This is a genomic window from Kitasatospora sp. NPDC096140 (genome assembly GCF_040303045.1).
In the GTDB taxonomy this organism is placed as follows: domain Bacteria; phylum Actinomycetota; class Actinomycetes; order Streptomycetales; family Streptomycetaceae; genus Kitasatospora.
In genome coordinates this window covers 141,535-158,886 of record NZ_JBEOUW010000019.1, presented here as the reverse complement: position 1 = coordinate 158,886, position 17,352 = coordinate 141,535, and the positions used below count along the sequence as shown (strand labels likewise).

Here is a 17,352-nt window from a genome sequence, read left to right as displayed (position 1 = left end):
ACCGGTCACAGGGCCTGCATCCACGTTCAGACCGAGAGGCGGCGCAGCGCCTCCTCGTGCAGCAGGCCGTTGGAGGCGACGGCGTCCGCGCCACCCGGGCCCGGGATGCCGTCCAGGCCGGTGAAGCGGCCGCCGGCCTCCTCGACGATGACGCAGTTGGCCGCCATGTCCCACAGCGACAGCTCGGGCTCGGCGGCGATGTCGACGGCGCCCTCGGCGACCATCATGTAGGACCAGAAGTCGCCGTAGGCACGGGTGCGCCAGCAGGCCCGGGTGAGGTCCAGGAACGGGTCGAGGCGGCCGCGCTCCTCCCAGCCGCTGAGCGAGGAGTAGGAGAAGGACGCGTCCTCGATCCGCGAGACGCCGGAGACGTGGATCCGGGAGGCCTTGGCCAGGCTGCGGCCGGCGAAGGCGCCGAGACCCTTGGCCGCCCACCAGCGGCGCTGCAGCGCGGGGGCGGAGACGATGCCCACCACCGGGCGCTCGACGCCGTCCGGGCCGTCCTCCAGCAGGGCGATCAGGGTGGCCCAGACCGGGACCCCGCGGATGTAGTTCTTGGTGCCGTCGATCGGGTCGATCACCCAGCGGCGCGGGCCGGAGCCCTGCAGGCCGAACTCCTCGCCCAGGATCGCGTCGCGCGGGCGGGCGCGCTGGAGCACGCTGCGCACGAGCTCCTCGGCGGCCTTGTCGGCGTCACTCACCGGGGTGAGGTCCGGCTTGGTCTCGATCTTCAGGTCGAGGGCGCGGAATCGCTCCAGGGTGACCGAGTCGGCCGAGTCGGCGAGGACGTGGGCGAGTCGGAGATCGTCGTGGTAGTCGGCCATGTCCAAGACCCTAGCGAGCCCGCCCCGATCGGCACAGCCGGGCTCGCGGAGCGGGACGAGGCGTTCCCGCGCGCCCCGGTGCGCCGTGCGCCGTGGGTCGTGCGTCGGCTCAGTGCGTCGTACCGCTGAGCTGGAGGCCGATGACCCCCGCGATCACCAGGGAGATCGAGACCAGCTTGAGCACCGAGGTGCTCTCGTCCAGGAAGACCATGCCGTAGATGGCGGTGCCGGCCGCGCCGATGCCCGTCCAGACGGCGTAGGCGGGGCCGATGGGCAGGCTCTTCAGCGAGAGGGTGAGCAGACCGAAGCTGCCGAGGGCGAACACGCAGAAGCTGATGGTGGGCCAGAGCTTGGTGAAACCCTCGCTGAGCTTGAGGTTGATCGCGAAGCCGGTCTCCAGCAGGCCGGCCAGGATCACCAGGGCCCATGCCATCGCGCGCCCTCCCAGTGGATCGACGGTCGGACCGCACCCGGCCCGACCTTCCTATGATCGCCAGGCGGGCGCGGTCCGACACCTCGAACGGGCCACGGACCTCGGGGGCCCGGAGGGCTCAGTCGCCCTCGCGGGCCTCCTTGCTGGCCAGCAGGCGGCGCAGCGAGTAGAGCCGGGCGGCCTCGGCGTGGCCGTCGGCGACCCAGGCGTCCAGCGCGCAGTCCGGCTCGTCGTGGCTGCACGCGCGCGGGCAGTCGACGGTGCCGGGCTCCAGGTCCGGGAAGGCGAGGATGACCCGGGACGGGTCGATGTGCGAGAGGCCGAAGGAACGGAAGCCCGGGGTGTCGATCACCCAGCCCGGGTCCAGCGCCTTCTTCGAGCCCGGCTTGGCACCGGGCGGCGGCGGCAGCCGCAGCGCCAGGGCGGAGACGGTGGTGTGCCGGCCGCGGCCGGTCACCGCGTTGACGTGGCCGGTCTGCCGCTGGCGGTCCGGGACGAGGGCGTTGACCAGGGTCGTCTTGCCGACGCCGGAGTGGCCGATGAACACCGTGGAGCGCCCGCGCAGGTGCTCGCGGACGGCCTCGGCGCCGGTGGTCTCCAGCTCGTCGCGGCGGGTGACCACGTACCGGATGCCGAGCGAGGCGTAGGAGTCCAGGAGGGTCGAGGCCGGGGCGAGGTCCGACTTGGTGAGCACCAGCAGCGGCTCCATGCCCGCGTCGTAGGCGGCCACCAGACAGCGGTCGATCAGCCGGGGGCGCGGCTCCGGGTCCGCCAGCGCGGTGACGATGGCCAGCTGCTCGGCGTTGGCGACGACGATCCGCTCGTACGGGTCGTCGTCGTCCGCGGTGCGCCGGAGCACCGAGCTGCGCTCCTCGACCCGGACGATCCGGGCGAGGGTGTCGGCGTCCCCGGAGAGGTCGCCGACCAGGTTGACCACGTCGCCGACGACCACCCCCTTGCGGCCCAGCTCGCGGGCCTTCATGGCGACGACCTCGCGCTCGTGCTTGGTGCCCGGGTCGACCAGGCAGGTCAGCCGACCGCGGTCGACGGTCAGCACCATCGCCTCGGCGGCGTCCTCGTGCTTGGGCCTGATCCGGGTCCGCGGCCGGGAACCCCGGCGGGCGGGGCGGTTGCGGATGTCGTCCTCGTCGGCGTCCTTGCCGTAGCGGCGCATGTGCTCAGTCTCCGCTCAGGCGTCCGCCGCCGCTTCGCCCAGCAGTTCGGCCCACATCGCCGGGAAGTCGGGCAGGGTCTTGGCGGTGGTGGCGACGTTCTCCACCCCGATGCCGGGCACGGCGAGGCCGAGCACCGCGGCGGCCGTGGCCAGGCGGTGGTCCTCGTAGGTGCGGAAGGTGCCGCCGTGCAGCGGGCGCGGGCGGATCCGCAGGCCGTCCTCGGTCTCGGTGACGTCGCCGCCGAGGTCGTTGATCTCCTTGGCGAGCGCGGCGAGCCGGTCCGTCTCGTGCAGGCGCAGGTGGGCGATGCCGTACAGGTGGGACTCGGAGTCGGCCAGCGCGGCGACGGCGGCGATCACCGGGGTGAGCTCGCCGACGTCGTGCAGGTCGGCGTCGATGCCGTGGATCCGGCCGGTGCCGGTGAACTGCAGGCCCTCGTCGGTGAACTCGCAGGCGCCACCCATCCGGGTGTAGATCTCGCGCAGCTGGTCGCCGGGCTGGGTGGTGTGCCGGGGCCAGTCGCGCACGGTGACGCGGCCGCCGGTGACCAGGGCCGCGGCGAAGAACGGCGCCGCGTTGGAGAGGTCCGGCTCGACCACCAGGTCGCGGCCGATCAGGGCGCCGGGGGTGACCCGCCAGACGTCCTTCTCGCCGCCGTCCTCGGGGGCGTCGACCTGGGCGCCGGCCTTGCGCAGCATCTCCACGGTCATCCGGATGTGCGGCAGCGACGGCACCGGGCCGCCCACGTGCCGGACCTCGATGCCGTGGTTGTAGCGGGCGCCGGAGAGCAGCAGCGCGGAGACGAACTGGGACGAGGAGGAGGCGTCCAGCTCGACCGGGCCGCCGTCCAGCGAGCCGGTGCCGTGGACGGTCAGCGGGAACGCGCCGCGGCCGCCGTCGTCGATGCGGGCGCCGAGGGCGCGCAGGGCGTCGATCACGCCGTGCTGGGGGCGCTCGTAGCAGCGCGGGTCGCCGTCGAAGTGCACCGGGCCGTCGGCGAGGACGGCGAGCGGGGGCAGGAAGCGCATGACCGTGCCGGCGTTGCCGACGTCGACGGAGGCGGGGCCGCGCAGCGCGGGGGCGGGGAAGACCCGCCAGGCCTCGCCGCCGCCGGTGCCGCCGGCGTCGTTGTTGACCGTCTCCTCGATGGTGACCCCGAGGGCGCGCAGGCCGTCGGCCATCAGCTGGGAGTCGCGGCTGCGCAGCGGGCGGCGCACCCAGCCGGGCCGCTCGGCGAGTGCCGCCAGCACCAGGGCCCGGTTGGTGACCGACTTGGAGCCGGGGATGGTGACGGTCGCGTCGACGGGGCTGGTGGCGACGGGGGCGGGCCACGGGGTCTCGGTCATGTGGCAAGTCTAGGGGCCGTACCGGAACGGGCCGTGAATCGCCCGCTCGCCCCCGGCGGCTCTGCGCCCCCGGTCCGCGGCCGGGTCAGTGCAGCGGCTGGAGGAGCCAGGTCGCGCCGAGGGCGAGGCAGGCGAGGGCGACGAGCAGGAAGACGGTGACCCAGGCGAGCGCGGGGACGTGCGTGAGCCGGGCGAGCTGGTCGGCGTCGGAGTCCTGCGCCCAGCCGATGCGGCGCTGGTGCTGGAGCTCCAGGACGGGGCGGACGGCGCCGAAGAGCAGGAACCAGCAGCCGAGGTAGGCGAAGCCGGCCTGGACCTCGGCGCTGCCGAACCAGGAGACCAGGAAGAAGGCGCCGCCGGCGACCAGGACGACGAAGAGGCCGAAGGCGTTGCGGATGCGCAGGAGCAGGGCGAGCAGCAGGGCGATCGCCAGCCACAGCAGCAGCGTGATCCGGTCGGCGGCGAGCAGGGCGGCGCAGCCGAGCCCGAGCAGGGCGGGGGCGGTGTAGCCGGCGGCGGCGGTGAGGACCATGCCGGGGCCGGTGGGGCGGCCGTAGGAGACGGTGAGCCCGGAGGTGTCGGAGTGCAGCCGGATGCCGGCCAGCTTGCGGCCGGTGAGGCGCGCGACCAGTCCGTGGCCGCCCTCGTGGGCGATGGTGACGGCGTTGCGGGCGACGTGCCAGAGCGGGCGGGCGAGGACGGTGAGCAGGGCGGCGGCGCCGGTGGCCAGGACCAGCCAGCCGGGCGGGGCGGGCTGGTTGCCGGTGACCTGGTCCCACAGGGCGCTCAGGGTGTGGTCGTCGGTGCTCATGTGATCTTCCCGCCTCCGTTCGCTGCGCTGGGCCGTTCGGGGCAGCCTCCCACGGGGAGACGGGCGGGCGGGAGCGGGCGGTTCTGGTCCGGGCGTGAACAAGTGATGAGGACGGGCGGCATGGCAAGCTGGCCCGCATGTGCGGTCGGTTCGCAGCCAGCAGCAAGCCCGAGGACGTCATCGAGCTGTTCGACGTCGAGCAGTGGGACCCCGAGGAGACCCTGGACCCGAACTGGAACGTCGCACCGACCGACAGCGCCTTCGTGGTGCTGGAGCGGATGGCCAGGGAGCAGCCGCGGGCGGTGCGGCAGCTGCGGGTGCTGCGCTGGGGGCTGGTGCCGCAGTGGTCGAACACCGCGGAGACGGCGGTGAAGATGATCAACGCCCGGTCGGACACGGTGCACGAGAAGCCCTCCTACCGGCAGGCCTTCGCCGCGCGCCGGTGCATCCTGCCGGTGGACGGCTACTACGAGTGGCAGACGGTGCCGGGCGAGCGGGGCAAGGCGCGCAAGAAGCCGTACTTCGTCTCCCGGGCGGACGGGACCCCGCTGGCGCTGGCCGGGCTGTACGAGTTCTGGCGCAACCGGGCGGTGCCGCCCGGGCACCCGGAGGCCTGGCTGGTGACGTTCACGATCGTCACCACGGACGCCGAGGAGTCGCTGGCGCCGATCCACGAGAGGATGCCGCTGTTCCTCGACCCGCAGGACTGGGACGCGTGGCTGGACCCGCGGCTGACCGACCCGGACGCCCTGGGCCGGCTGCTGATACCCCCGCCGCCCGGCGCCCTGCTGGCCACCCCGGTGTCGCCGGCGGTCGGCAGCATCCGCAACAACGGCCCGGAGCTCAAGGAGCCCTGGGCCGAGGTCGAGCACGAGACCACCCTGTTCTGAAGCGCATCCGGGAGCGAGCAGCGATGACGACCGAACTCATCCCCACCGAGGCCGGGGAGGCCCGGATCACCCACCACCGGGCGGCCGAACCGAAGGCCGTCCTGGCCCTCGGGCACGGCGCGGGGGGCGGGATCGAGGCCCGGGACCTGGTGGAGCTGGCCGGGCGGCTGCCGGAGCGCGGGATCAGCGTGGCGCTGGTCGAGCAGCCCTGGCGGGTGGCGGGCAAGAGGCTGGGCCCGGCGCCGAAGGCGCTGGACCTCGGCTGGCGGCCGGTCGCCGAGCACCTGGCCGGGCAGGGGCTGCCGCTGGTGGTGGGCGGGCGCAGCGCCGGGGCACGGGTGGCCTGCCGGACGGGGGCGGCCACCGGGGCGGTGGGGGTGGTGGCGCTGGCGTTCCCGCTGCACCCGCCGGGCAAGCCGGAGAAGAGCCGGGCGGAGGAGCTGCTGGAGTCGGGGCTCCCGACGCTGGTGGTGCAGAGCGTGCAGGACCCGTTCGGCGGGCCGGAGGAGTTCCCGGAGCTGCCGGCGGGGCACGAACTGGTGGCGGTGCCGTACGGCAGTCACGGGTTCGCGGTGCCCAAGCGGGCGCCGATGGGGCAGGACGAGGTGCTGGACCTGATCTGCTCGGCGGTCGGGGACTGGGTCCTGCGGCTGGTCTGAGGCGGGCCCGCGGCCGGGCCCGGGACCGCCGTGAGCAGGGAGTTTCCGGTCGCTCACTCGTGCGAGTGAATGGTGCGCGAGGACGGGAATGCGGGCGGGGCCGGGGTGGTTGACACCCTCGTCAGCACGAGTCACCGGTGAGAGGCAGGGCAGATGGGTTCGATCGCGTGCCCCGAACGGCCTGAGGAGCGCGAGGCCGCCACGGCCCTCGTCCCCTCCTGGTCGGAGTGGATCGACGCGGGCGAGAAGCCCGTCAGCCCGATATCCTCCATTTCTGGGCGGCCCGCCGTGGGCCGTGGCCGTCATGCCGAGGAGGTGGGTCCGGTCGTCGGGACCGAGCACGAGGCCGAGCCGGGTCGTGGCCCGGACGAGGTCCGGCCTGCGGGCGAGGCGCTCACCGGTGAGGAGCTGGCCGAGGCGATCGGTGAGGACACCTACCGGGTGTCGGCGGAGGAGAGCGAGGAGGCCCGGCGGGAGCGCTTCGAGCGCGACGCCCTGGGCTACCTGGACCCGATGTACTCGGCGGCGCTGCGCATGACGCGCAACCCGGCCGACGCGGAGGACCTGCTCCAGGAGGCGTTCGCCAAGGCGTACGCGTCCTTCCACCAGTTCCGTGAGGGCACGAACCTCAAGGCCTGGCTGTACCGCATCCTCACCAACACGTTCATCAACTCGTACCGCAAGAAGCAGCGGGAGCCCCAGCGCACCGCGGCGGAGGAGATCGAGGACTGGCAGCTGGCCAGGGCGGAGTCGCACATGTCGACCGGCCTGCGCTCGGCGGAGACCCAGGCGCTCGACCACCTCCCCGACAGCGATGTGAAGGACGCGCTCCAGGCCATCCCGGAGGAATTCCGGATCGCCGTCTATCTCGCGGACGTAGAAGGCTTTGCGTACAAGGAGATCGCGGACATCATGGGTACTCCCATCGGTACGGTGATGTCCCGGCTGCACCGCGGCCGCCGTCAGCTGCGCGGCATGCTGGAGGATTACGCCCGTGAGCGCGGGCTCGTCCCGGCCGGCAGCGGGGCAGGGCAGGAAGCGAAGGGCTCGGGCTCATGAGCTGCGGCGATCCGCACGAAACCGAGTGTGGCGAGGTCCTCGACCACCTCTATGAATTCCTCGACAACGAGATGGCCGAGGGCGACTGCGCGAAGTTGCGCGTGCACTTCGAGGAGTGCTCGCCCTGCCTGAAGCAGTACGGGCTTGAGCAGGCGATCAAGGCGCTGATCAAGCGTTCCTGCGGGTGCGACGACACCCCGACCGATCTGCGCAGCAAGGTGCTGGCCAGGATCGACTCGATCCGGGCCGGACAGCGCTCGGGCGAGCAGGTGGTCGTCGCGGTGGAGGCCTCCGTGGAGGTGCACGCCGAGTCCGCCCGGCCGGCGCCGAAGTTGGCGCAGGGTGAGGCGGGCGAGGAGCCGGCCGAGCGTCCGAGCGCCCCGGTCGAGGCCGGCGCCCCGGCGGAGTGACCGTCAGGGTGGGCGTCCGGGCGTAGGCGTCCGCCGGCCCGTCGACGAGGGCGGCCCGCCCGGTCCGGGCCAAGGGAGTCCAGCGGCCCCGGGAGCATGTGCTCCCGGGGCCGCTCCCGTTCTGCTCACGTGCGCCGTCACTCGTTCGGGTGAGTTGGCGGTGCGCCAACTGCGCCATTGCGCGACCATGCGTCCCCGCGCCCGGACGGCGGCCTATCCTCCTGACGGACGCTCACCGCCGGTTCGCCCGGCGTGTTGAGGCAACACGGGCCCGGACGGCGGGGAGGTCGACATCGCTACCGACAGTGGGGGCGCGACCCTGCCGCCCGGCGCGGCGCGCTACCTGGTGGCCGTCCCGGTGGCGGCGCTGTGCTGCCTGGTGCCGCTGCTGCCCGCCGGGGCCACCCCGGGAGTCCCGCGCTGGCTCGGCCAGCCGGTGGACTGGCCCAAGGTCGGGCTGCTCGCCTTCCTGCACGGCTGCTGGGAGTCACTGGCGCAGGGCCTGCCGACGCCCTGTCTGGTGCTGGTGCGCAGACTGCTGCGCCGCCCGGCGCCGCCCGAGCGGGTACCCGCCCGGCCCGGGGTGAACGCCTTCTTCCCGGTGCTGTTCGCCGGGGTCCTGATGCTCCCTCCGGCCGCCGCCGCCCTGGTCGCCGCCCCGGCCGCCCTGCTCGGCGGGCCGAGCGGGCGCGGCTGCCGCGGGCGCCAGCTGTTCAACGGCTCCCAGCTCGCGCTGTGCGCCTTCACCTCCTCGGTCGTCTTCCACCTGCTGCGCGGCCCGCAACTGCTGCTGGGCTCCCGGTTCCCGGCCGCGTTGCTGCCCGGCTTCACCGCAGTCGCCGCGTTCTGCCTGGTCAACGGGGTGGTGGTGGGCGTGATGGTGATGCTCAGCGAGGGCCGCGGGGCCGGGGTGCTGCTGCGCGGGGCCTGCTCGGTGTGCGGACTGCCGGTGCTGGTGCACGCGGCCGGCGGGCTGATGGTCGCCGTGCTCTGGCAGGGCCCGTACGGTGCGTTCGCGGCGCTGCTGGCACTGCTGCCGCTGTCCATCTCCGCCTGGGTGTTCGCCCAGGGCCAGCGCGAGCAGGACGCCCACCAGGCCACCGTGCAGTCACTGGTGCAGGCCGTGGAGATCAAGGACGCCTACACCCGCGGGCACAGCGAACGGGTCGGCCGGGCCTCGGTGCTGATCGCCACTCAGCTCGGCATGGAGGCCGACCGGCTGCGCACCCTGCGCTTCGCGGGGATCCTGCACGACGTCGGCAAGCTCGGGGTGGCCACCGAGCTCCTGCGCAGAAACGGTCCCCTCACCGAGGCGGAGCGCCGGGCCGTGGAGATCCACCCGGTGTACGGGTACGAGCTGGTGCGCGGGATCGACTTCCTCGGCGAGGCGCACGCCGGGATCCTGCACCACCACGAGCGGGTGGACGGCCGGGGCTACCCGAGCGGGCTGGCGGGCGACCGGATCCCCGAGTTCGCCCGGATCATCTCGGTCGCCGACGCCTTCGACTCGATGACCTCCACCCGCTCCTACCGGCGCGGCCGCCCGGTCGCCGAGGCGGTGGCCGAGCTGGAGCGCTGCTCGGGCAGCCAGTTCGACCCGGTGATGGTGCGGGCGCTGATCGACGCGCTGGCCGCCCACGACTGGCGGCCGGTGGTGCACTCCGAGGACTGCGTGCGGGCCGTCCCGGACATCCCGCTCGGGGTGCCCGAACCGGTCCGGACGGCTCCCGGCCGGGTACCCGCGCAGGGCGGCGCCCCCGCGCCCGGGCAGCCGTGACGGCGCCCGGGCGCGCGGCCCTCGGCCGGACGGCCCGCAGCCGGACGCCCGCCGACCGCACGGCGTGCGGGCCCACCACCCGCGCGGTGCACGCGGCCGCCGCCGCACTGCTGGCGCTCGCGCTGGGCGCGGTCGCGGTGCGCGGGGTCGCGGAGCCCAAGGTCGCGCTGGCGTTCACCCTGCTGATCGCGCTCGGCGAATGCGTCCGGATCACCCTTCCGGGCGATCGCGAACAGGCGCCCATCGGCGCCGCCGGTGCGCTGGCGTACGCCCTGCTCGGGCCGCTGCGCGGGGTGCCGACCGCGCACGGGATGCTCCAGGTGGTCGCGGTGACCGGGGCCGGCCTGCTGCTGGCCTGGCTGCCCGGGCTCGCCGCCCTGCCGCACCGCCCCGAGCGCCCGCACCGCCGCCCGCCCTGGGCCGACCCGGCCCGCCGCGACAGCGCCGTCCGCCGGCTGCTCGCCGTCGGCTTCGCGGCCGCTGTCTTCCAGCCGCTCTACAACGGCGGCCTGGTCGACCGTTTCTCGCCCGAGGGCCCGGCGTACGGGGCCTTCCTGACCGTCGTCGCCGCGCTGGCCGCGCTCTGCGACGCCACCCTGGCGGCCCTGCTGCGCCGTTCGGCGGGCGGGCTGCGGTTCCCCGCGGCGCTGGAGGACGAGCTGCGCTCGCTGTTCGGCATCGGCTCGGCGATCGTCGCCACCGGGATGCTGGTCAGCCTCGCGGCCGGCGAGGTCGGGCTCTGGGCGCTGCCGCTGTTCTGCACCCCGCTGCTGCTCGCCCAGGTGTCCTTCCGGCGTGCCGCCGCGGTGCGGGCCACCACCGGTCAGACCATCGCCAGCCTGGCCCGGGCCACCGAGGTGGCCGGCTACACCCCGCACGGGCACGCGCGCCGGGTCGCGGACACGGCGTGCGCGCTGGGGCGCGAGCTGGGTCTGGGCACCCGCGAGCTCGCCCTGCTGGAGTACGCCGCGCTGATGCACGACGTCGGCCAGCTGTCCCTGGTCGAACCGGTGCCGGACGGCGCCACCGCGGTGCTGCCGTGCGTCGAGCAGCAGCGGATCGCCCGGCTGGGCAGCGAGGTGATCAGCCGTACCGGCGTGCCCAAGCAGGTCGCCGAGCAGGTCGCCCGGCTGGCCGACCCCTGCGCCGGGCCCGCCGTCGGCGAGGGCCCGGTGCCGCTCGCGGCCCGGATCATCCGGGTCGCCAACGCCCACGACGACCTGCTCACCGTGGCCCGCGGCCGGGGCGTCGGTGAGGCCGTCGGGCGGCTGGAGGCGCTGGAGGTCATCCGGCTGGGGCGCGGTCGGGTCTACGACGCCCGGGTGGTGGACGCCCTGGCCAGGGTCGGCGGACAGGCCAGGGGCTGACGGCCGGGGCTGCCGCCCGAGGGCCGGAACCGGCGCCGCAGCCGAGGCCGCAGCCGGGGCCGCAGTCGGGGTCGGACCCGCCAGGGGTTGAGAGGGCGCGGCCGGGCGGGCAGGCTGGGGAGGGGCGGGCCCCAACCTCGGCGGTGGGGAGCGCGGGCGGGGGCGGGCGTGGTTGGATGCGGTCGTAGCGTGGAACACCGACCCGGAGCGCCGGGCCCGGTACGCCGTCCGAGGCGGTACGGGCACGGTGGCACGGGACTTGAGCGGACGACGACGGCAGGGACGAACGTGAGGATCTTCCACCGGGCACGGCACCGGCCGTCCGCCACCTGGCGGCAGACGACCGACCGGGCCTTCACGCTGATCGGCGACGGTCGCTACGAGGACGCCGGCGCGCTGCTGGTGATGGCCGCCGACCTGGAGCCGTGGCTCTCCGACTCGTGGTTCAACCTCGCCCTCCTGCACAAGTTCCGCCGCGACTGGGAGCAGGCCCGCTCGGCCGGCCTGCGTGCCGTCGCCCTGCTGGACCGCGAACACGGCGCCCCCGACTGGTGGAACCTCGGCATCACCGCCACCGCCCTGCAGGACTGGCCGCTGGCCCGCCGCGCCTGGCAGGCGTACGGGCTCAAGCTGTCCGGCGGCCCCGGTGGGCAGCCCGACGGCCCGGTCAGCCTGGACCTCGGCACCACCCCGGTGCGGCTCTCCCCGGACGGCGAGTCCGAGGTGGTCTGGGGCCGCCGCCTCGACCCGGCCCGGATCGAGGTCCTCTCCATCCCGCTGCCCTCCTCCGGCCGCCGCTGGGGCGAGGTGGTGCTGCACGACGGCGCCCCGCACGGCGAGCGGGTCACCGACGGCGTCGCCTACCCGGTGTTCGACGAGATCGAGCTCTGGGCCCCCTCCCCGGTGCCGACCTACGTGGTGCTGCTGCAGGCCGCGACGGCCGGGGACCGCGACGCGCTGGAGCGGCTGGTCGCCGACGCCGGCTACGCGGCCGAGGACTGGACCTCGTCGGTACGGCTGCTCTGCCGCGCCTGCTCGGAGAGCCGGATGGCCTCCGACGACGGCGTCGCGGCCCACCACGACCCGCACGACGACGGCGACGCCGCGCACCCCGGCCACCTCAGCCACCTCAGCCAGGGCGGCGCGGCCGGGATGTCCTGGCTGGTCGAGCGCGAGTGCGGGATCGCCGCCCCCGCCCACCTGGTGCGCACCCTGCTGGACCGCTGGGTCGCGGCCTCCCCGGGGACCCGGGCGTACCGGGATCTCGAAGAGGTCTGCTGAACCCCGCTGAGTACCCTGGTGAGGTACGCGTAGGACCTATGGAAGCGGAAGACATGGCGGAGCAGGCCGAGCAGCACGAGCACGAGCACGACGTGGAGGGGGCGGCGCCCGAGGCTCCCGTGAAGGTGATCGGTGAGGAGCCCGACCTCGGCAAGGGCACCGCCCGTCCGATCACCGTCGTCGGCAACCCCGTCCTGCACCGCGAGGTCAAGGACGTCACCGCCTTCGACGACGAGCTCTCCGCGCTGATCGACGACATGTTCCAGTCGATGTACGCCGCCGAGGGCGTCGGCCTCGCCGCCAACCAGATCGGCGTGGACCTCAAGGTCTTCGTCTACGACTGCCCGGACGACGAGGGCGTGCGCCACATCGGCCACGTGATCAACCCCAAGCTGGAGGAGTACCCGGCCGACCGGCGCCGGGTCCTCGACGACGGCAACGAGGGCTGCCTGTCCGTCCCCACCGCGTACGCCGAGCTGCCGCGCCCGGACTTCGCCGCCGTGACCGGCGTCGACAAGGACGGCAAGCCGATCCGCGTCGAGGGCACCGGCTTCTTCGCCCGCTGCCTGCAGCACGAGACCGACCACCTGTACGGCACCCTCTACATCGACAAGCTGTCGAAGCGCGACCGCAAGGACGCCCTGAAGCAGATGGCCGAGGGCACCCCGAAGTACGCGACCGTGCCGAACGCGTAACGGCGGAACGGTCATTGTCGAAGGCCGGTGCGGACCTGTCCGCACCGGCCTTCGGGCGTTCCCGGCCGCGGGATGTCACGTCCTCGCGCGGCGTCCGGTCTACCCGGTGGGTGTGACCGAGCGTGTGACCGAGCGAAGGAGATCCGTCATGAAGGCCGTCATCGTGTGCGCGTCCGTGTCCCACGGCAACACGCGGAGGATCGCCGAGGCCATGGGCCGGGTGCTGTCGGCCCCGGTCGTCGAGCCCGAGCAGGTCGATCCGGCGGAGCTGGCCGGCTACGACCTGGTGGGATTCGGCTCGGGGATCTTCACCGGGCGGTTCCACCCCCGGCTGCGTGACTTCGTCCGGTCGGTTCCGCGGGGGCAGCGGGGCAGGGCGTTCGTGTTCGCCACCAGCGGGCTGCCGGAACTGCCGGTCCGGCCCTTCACGCGTCCGCTCGTACGGGCCCTGGAACAGAAGGGCTTCGAGGTGGCCGACGCCTTCTCCTGCCGGGGCTTCGACACCTGGCTCCCGTTCAGGCTCGTCGGCGGCCTCAACAAGGCGCGGCCGGGCGCGGAGGACCTGGCGGCGGCGCGGGCGTTCGCCGAGGGGCTGGGGGCCCGGGGCCTCGAAGGCGGCGGGAGGTAGGCGCGAGGTAGGACGGGGGCCGGCGCGGCGGAGGGTGCCGCACCGGCCCCGGCGTCCGGGTCGGGTCCTACGGGAGGAAGAGCCACTCCGGGCCGTAGGTGAAGCGGGGGTCGGCGGGCAGCTTGATGGCGTTCAACTGCTGGGCGGTGCCGCCCAGGTCGCTCATGTGCCCGATCGCATCGAAGAGCGAGTTCGGGTGTCCGCCCCAGGCCGATTCGAGGGCGCGCAGCATGTCGCTGTAGGTCGTGTTGAAGTCGTGCAGCAGAGCGGCGGTGGCCTGGTCGGGCTCGTTGCCGGGGGAGTTGGCCCAGCCGCCGGCGGGCACCCGGGCGACCGGTGAGGTGTCCGGGAGCGGGAGGTCGGGGCCGGCGAACTCGAACTTCCCGGTCTGGTCGTCGAAGACCAGCTTCTTGCCGACGGCGATCTCCTTGAAGGCGTAGTAGTGGGCGAGTTCGCCCGGCTGACCGGGGAACGGGTTGTCCGGGGAGGCGTCGGTGCCCTCGCCCTGCGTCCGGATGACGTCGATCGCCTTCAGCACGTCGTCGATGGTGTTCATCGCGACGATGTCGTTGCCGGTGCCGTGCTGCGACCCGAGCGGGAAGGTCACCTGGTTCTGCCCGGTCAGCAGGTGGGCGAACTTCGGGAAGACGTTGGCGATGCGCTGGTAGAAGGCGCCGATCGTGTTGCCGTCGGCGGCGAAGGCGAGCGGGTTCTCGGGTTTCTCGATGTCGGAGAAGAGCGTGGCCGACTCCCGGCTCAGCCCGCTGAGGAAGACCTCCAGCCCCGGGTTGACCCCGCCCGGCAGCTCGCCCGGGTACTTGGGGACGGTGAGCGGGTCCTTGAGGACGACCGTGCCGCCGATGCTGGTGAGCATGTTGCAGACCAGACCGAAGTGCGACATCTCGTCGAAGACGATCTCGCGGATGGTGTGGCGGACCGGCTTGCTGTTGTCCTGATCGGTGATCGACCAGAGGGCGGTGGCGTAGGGCGGGATGGTGGAGAGCTCCAGCATGATCGCCCGCTGGAGGGCGTCCTTGAGTTCCTGCTCCGTCCAGTCCTCCTCGGCCATGCTCATGAGCTGGACGATCGCGTCGCTCTGGTAGTCCAGGATTCCGGTCGTCGGCACGGGTGGGCCCCTTTCGTCGTGCGGCTGTGCGCGGAACGTAGCCGGGGCCCGGTCGTCCGCATGCGTGGGAGGCCGGTGTGGCCCGGGAGTTCATCCGGACGGGCGGGGCGGGGGGAGCTGTCAGGGGACGCGCCTAGGCTGGCCGACAAGATCATCGGCCGGCGGTGCCGGGTTGGTCGGGGCGAGTGCGGAGGTGTGCCGGTGGGCTGGTGGAACAGGAAGCCCGAGGAGGAACGTCCGCAGTGGGTGCTGGACCCGCTGGTGGGGGTCGGGCCGCTGCGGTTCGGGATGAGCCCCGACGAGGTGGCGGCGGCTCTTGCCGGAGCCGTCGTCTGGGTCGCTCGGCGCGCGGGGGGCGAGCCGGCGAGGCAGGAGTACCACGACCTCGGGGTGACCGCGTTCTTCGGGCCGGAGCCGCGGCTGCTCGCGGTGGCGATCGACGAACTCGCCGAACCGCGGGTACGGCTCCGAGGCGTCGAGCTGATCGCCCGGGTGCCGTCGGAGGTGCGTGCGGACCTCCACGAACTCGCCCGCCGGGAAGGAGTGGCCGTACGGGAGAACCGGAGCGGCGACCCGGAGGTGGCCGCCTGGGGGGTGTCCATGGACACCGGACAGGAGTGGGGGAGGGCACCCGAGGGGTACGTGCAGCGGACGAGCCGGGCGATCACCGGCGCCTTGCTGCTCGGCCCCGAACTGGCCGAGGACCCGTACGGACCCGGGCCGGTGCGTGATTGGTCGCGCGCCCGCGCCGAGGACGCGTACTCCGGGACGTGGCAGGTGACGGCGGACGAGGCCCGGCCCCGCTGGGACTGCACCCCGCTGGAGGGAGTCGGCCCGCTCCGGTTCGGCATGAGCCCGGCCGAGGTGGCAGCCGCACTGGGCGGCGAGATCCCGTCCGCCCGGCTCGGCTCCCACCCGTGGGCCGGCTGGCCGTCGCCGTACGCCCAGGACGCACAGTGGAACCTGGGCGCGGACGTCTTCGACGGGACAGGGGTGACCGCCCACTACGGGGGCGGGTTTGGCGCCCCCGCCCTGGCGGCGGTGACCGTGCACGGGCGCACCGGGCCCCGGATCGAGTACGCGGGCATCCGGCTGATCGGCCGGCCCCTCGCCGACGTCGACGCGGACATCGCCCGCCACGCCGAGGAACGGGACCTGGGCCTGCGCGTGACCTGCGCCGGGGACCAGGGGCCGGACGGGACCGGCATCTACGTCCGGGCGGCCAGGGCCGGGGACATCATGCTCAGCGAGGCCCGGTTCTGCATCGAGGACTGGCAGGAGGACTGACGGGCTGTCGCCCGCGCTGCGGCCGTCCGCCCGGCCCGGGCGGTGTCGTGGCGCCCGGGTACCGTACCGGGGTGTCCACGACATTCGATCTTCCGGCCGAGCTGTCCGCCTCGCTCGCGGGCCCGGCCGCCGCCTGGCAGTTCGTCGAACGGTTCGCCGCACACCTCGGAGCACCGGTCGAGGAGGCGCACGGCTGCACGGAGGAAGAGCTCGCCGCGGCCGAGCAGCGCCTCGGCCTGCCGCTGCCCGGCGCCCTGCGCGAGGCGTACGGCCGGTTCGGGCGGCGCTTCGACCTGTTCGGCGGCCAGGAACAGTGGATCCCGCTGGAGGATGTGGAGGTGGAGGACGGGATCCTCATCTTCATGGCCGAGCGGTACTGGTACTGGGCGGTCGGAATCCGGCTCGCCCAGGCCGGCGGTGACGACCCGCCACTGGTGACCGACGCGACCCCGGGCGATCCGGTGGAGGCGGAGTGGGAGCCGATGGCCGACCGCTTCTCCGCGGCCTTCGTGGAGTCGGTGCTGAACGGGAACCTCCTCTGCGACGACATGGGCGGGATGCGTCGGGAAGCGGCGCCTGGCGACATTGACTACGTGGAGCGGGAGTTCACCCCGGTGCCGCCCTTCGAGGAAGGGCCGGAGGAGGACGGCCGCCGGTGGTACGCGGGACCGGAGGTACTGGTGTGCATCGACCGGACGGACCCCGACGTCGAACTCGGCTGGCTCTGCGTCCGGGCCTTCAACCGGCAGGCGCTCGACGGGATGTGTGCTGCCCTGCGGGGTGACTGGACCTACACCATGAACTACTGAGCGAGCCGGCCGGTCGGGCAGGGGAGGCCCGGCCAGGTGCGATTGGGGCACACGATCACGTAGTGGCCCGACCACCGGATGTCGGACACCCAGCGGGACCAGACCACGTCGGAGGTCCGGGCGAGTTGGTCGAGGGCGAACCGGCGGCGCGTGGCGGTCGGGAGCCAGGGGTCGCCGCCGGGCGTGTGCTGCTCGTAGCGCTCCGCGAGCCAGTCGGCTGCACCTTCCGGGTGCTTCCAGGTGGCTCGGACCTGGGAGGGCGGCCGCAGCAGCCACCAGCCCGTCATCATCGGCGGCAGCTCCGAGAGGCCGAACCGTGCGGCCTCGACCGGTCGGCGCTCCGACTCCCGCGCCAGCAGTCGGCCGTCACCGGCCCACTCGTAGCCGTGGAAATGCAAGCGCGCTCCTCCTCGCAGGGGTTGGGGGCCTCGGCCTCCCGCACGGGACTGCGGGCGGCCGAGGCTGTCGGGGGACGTCAGACCGACAGGCCGAACCGCGCCGGGTCGATCCCGGCCTCGGTCAGCTCCTGGGCCGTGAACAGCAGCGGTTCACGGTCGGGCCGCTTGCTGTCGCCGAGGGCGAAGACACCCGGGGCGTCGGGCACGGCACCGAGGGTCACGCAGGTCTCGGTGCCGTCGTCACCTCCGCCCTGGTTGCCACCGCACGCGCGGTTGAACTCGATCTGCGAGAGGTCGAGTTCGTACAGGTTGTGATCGGTCATTGCCTGCACCTTCCGGTAATGCTTCGGGGCGCGAAACGGCCCCGCTCCGCCCAG

General features: G+C 73.8%; 19 protein-coding genes. 11 read left to right on the top strand and 8 right to left on the bottom strand.

Features of this window, described 5'->3' with window-relative positions; translation table 11 throughout:
* Positions 1 to 26: 26 nt before the first annotated feature.
* The 5 genes from hisN to ABT048_RS21405 form a co-directional block, all read right to left on the bottom strand.
* Positions 27 to 824: a histidinol-phosphatase gene (gene hisN, locus ABT048_RS21425; RefSeq protein ID WP_350523020.1), complete on the bottom strand. Its 798-nt coding sequence runs from the start codon at positions 822 to 824 to the stop codon at positions 27 to 29.
* Between the two features lie 109 nt (positions 825 to 933).
* Positions 934 to 1,257, bottom strand: coding sequence for a DMT family transporter (locus ABT048_RS21420; protein WP_350523019.1), 324 nt, complete (start codon positions 1,255 to 1,257; stop codon positions 934 to 936).
* A 118-nt stretch (positions 1,258 to 1,375) separates the two neighbouring features.
* Entirely contained in the window at positions 1,376 to 2,431 is a 1,056-nt protein-coding gene (gene rsgA / locus ABT048_RS21415; protein ID WP_350523018.1) for a ribosome small subunit-dependent GTPase A, read from the bottom strand.
* 15 nt (positions 2,432 to 2,446) lie between these two features.
* Entirely contained in the window at positions 2,447 to 3,778 is a 1,332-nt protein-coding gene (aroA, locus tag ABT048_RS21410; RefSeq protein ID WP_350523017.1) for a 3-phosphoshikimate 1-carboxyvinyltransferase, read from the bottom strand.
* Between the two features lie 85 nt (positions 3,779 to 3,863).
* A complete protein-coding gene (locus tag ABT048_RS21405) occupies positions 3,864 to 4,589 on the bottom strand; it encodes a M50 family metallopeptidase (RefSeq protein WP_350523016.1) in 726 nt (241 codons plus the stop codon).
* Between the two features lie 137 nt (positions 4,590 to 4,726).
* Here ABT048_RS21405 and ABT048_RS21400 point away from each other — a divergent pair, with 137 nt between their 5' ends.
* The 9 genes from ABT048_RS21400 to ABT048_RS21360 all read left to right on the top strand — a co-directional run bounded on the left by ABT048_RS21400 (position 4,727) and on the right by ABT048_RS21360 (position 13,355).
* Positions 4,727 to 5,479 carry an SOS response-associated peptidase gene (locus ABT048_RS21400; protein WP_350523015.1) on the top strand — a complete coding sequence of 251 codons (753 nt, stop codon included), beginning with the start codon at positions 4,727 to 4,729 and terminating at the stop codon, positions 5,477 to 5,479.
* A gap of 23 nt (positions 5,480 to 5,502) precedes the next feature.
* Complete coding sequence (locus ABT048_RS21395) at positions 5,503 to 6,138, top strand: alpha/beta hydrolase family protein (protein ID WP_350523014.1); 636 nt, start codon at positions 5,503 to 5,505, stop codon at positions 6,136 to 6,138.
* A gap of 315 nt (positions 6,139 to 6,453) precedes the next feature.
* Positions 6,454 to 7,197 carry a sigma-70 family RNA polymerase sigma factor gene (locus tag ABT048_RS21390; protein WP_396544461.1) on the top strand — a complete coding sequence of 248 codons (744 nt, stop codon included), beginning with the start codon at positions 6,454 to 6,456 and terminating at the stop codon, positions 7,195 to 7,197.
* Complete coding sequence (rsrA, locus tag ABT048_RS21385) at positions 7,194 to 7,607, top strand: mycothiol system anti-sigma-R factor (protein ID WP_350523013.1); 414 nt, start codon at positions 7,194 to 7,196, stop codon at positions 7,605 to 7,607. Before ABT048_RS21390 ends, rsrA begins: the two co-directional genes overlap by 4 nt.
* Positions 7,608 to 7,953: 346 nt before the next feature.
* Complete coding sequence (locus tag ABT048_RS21380) at positions 7,954 to 9,384, top strand: HD-GYP domain-containing protein (RefSeq protein ID WP_350523012.1); 1,431 nt, start codon at positions 7,954 to 7,956, stop codon at positions 9,382 to 9,384.
* A complete protein-coding gene (locus tag ABT048_RS21375) occupies positions 9,381 to 10,751 on the top strand; it encodes an HD-GYP domain-containing protein (protein WP_350523011.1) in 1,371 nt (456 codons plus the stop codon). The genes ABT048_RS21380 and ABT048_RS21375 overlap by 4 nt, the downstream gene beginning before the upstream one ends.
* A 288-nt stretch (positions 10,752 to 11,039) precedes the next feature.
* The gene (locus ABT048_RS21370; RefSeq protein WP_350523010.1) at positions 11,040 to 12,032 is read left to right on the top strand and encodes a tetratricopeptide repeat protein; all 993 of its coding nucleotides are present in this window, start codon (positions 11,040 to 11,042) and stop codon (positions 12,030 to 12,032) included.
* A 53-nt stretch (positions 12,033 to 12,085) separates the two neighbouring features.
* A complete protein-coding gene (gene def, locus ABT048_RS21365; RefSeq protein ID WP_350523009.1) occupies positions 12,086 to 12,727 on the top strand; it encodes a peptide deformylase in 642 nt (213 codons plus the stop codon).
* Positions 12,728 to 12,875: 148 nt separating this feature from the next.
* Positions 12,876 to 13,355, top strand: coding sequence for a flavodoxin family protein (locus tag ABT048_RS21360; protein WP_350523008.1), 480 nt, complete (start codon positions 12,876 to 12,878; stop codon positions 13,353 to 13,355).
* Positions 13,356 to 13,422: 67 nt separating this feature from the next.
* On the opposite strand, the gene ABT048_RS21355 is transcribed toward ABT048_RS21360, so the two are convergent.
* Positions 13,423 to 14,481 (bottom strand): ferritin-like domain-containing protein, encoded by a 1,059-nt coding sequence (locus ABT048_RS21355; RefSeq protein WP_350523007.1) that lies wholly within the window; start codon positions 14,479 to 14,481, stop codon positions 13,423 to 13,425.
* A gap of 201 nt (positions 14,482 to 14,682) precedes the next feature.
* On the opposite strand from ABT048_RS21355, the gene ABT048_RS21350 reads away from it, so the two are divergent.
* Together ABT048_RS21350 and ABT048_RS21345 are read left to right on the top strand one after the other, a co-directional pair.
* Positions 14,683 to 15,768: a hypothetical protein gene (locus ABT048_RS21350; RefSeq protein ID WP_350523006.1), complete on the top strand. Its 1,086-nt coding sequence runs from the start codon at positions 14,683 to 14,685 to the stop codon at positions 15,766 to 15,768.
* Between the two features lie 71 nt (positions 15,769 to 15,839).
* Positions 15,840 to 16,577 (top strand): SMI1/KNR4 family protein, encoded by a 738-nt coding sequence (locus ABT048_RS21345; RefSeq protein WP_350523005.1) that lies wholly within the window; start codon positions 15,840 to 15,842, stop codon positions 16,575 to 16,577.
* On the opposite strand, the gene ABT048_RS21340 is transcribed toward ABT048_RS21345, so the two are convergent.
* Positions 16,571 to 16,975 (bottom strand): hypothetical protein, encoded by a 405-nt coding sequence (locus ABT048_RS21340; RefSeq protein ID WP_350523004.1) that lies wholly within the window; start codon positions 16,973 to 16,975, stop codon positions 16,571 to 16,573. The genes ABT048_RS21345 and ABT048_RS21340 overlap by 7 nt on opposite strands.
* A gap of 77 nt (positions 16,976 to 17,052) precedes the next feature.
* On the bottom strand, positions 17,053 to 17,298 hold the full coding sequence (locus tag ABT048_RS21335) for a DUF397 domain-containing protein (RefSeq protein WP_350523003.1): 246 nt from the start codon (positions 17,296 to 17,298) through the stop codon (positions 17,053 to 17,055).
* Positions 17,299 to 17,352 lie beyond the last annotated feature (54 nt).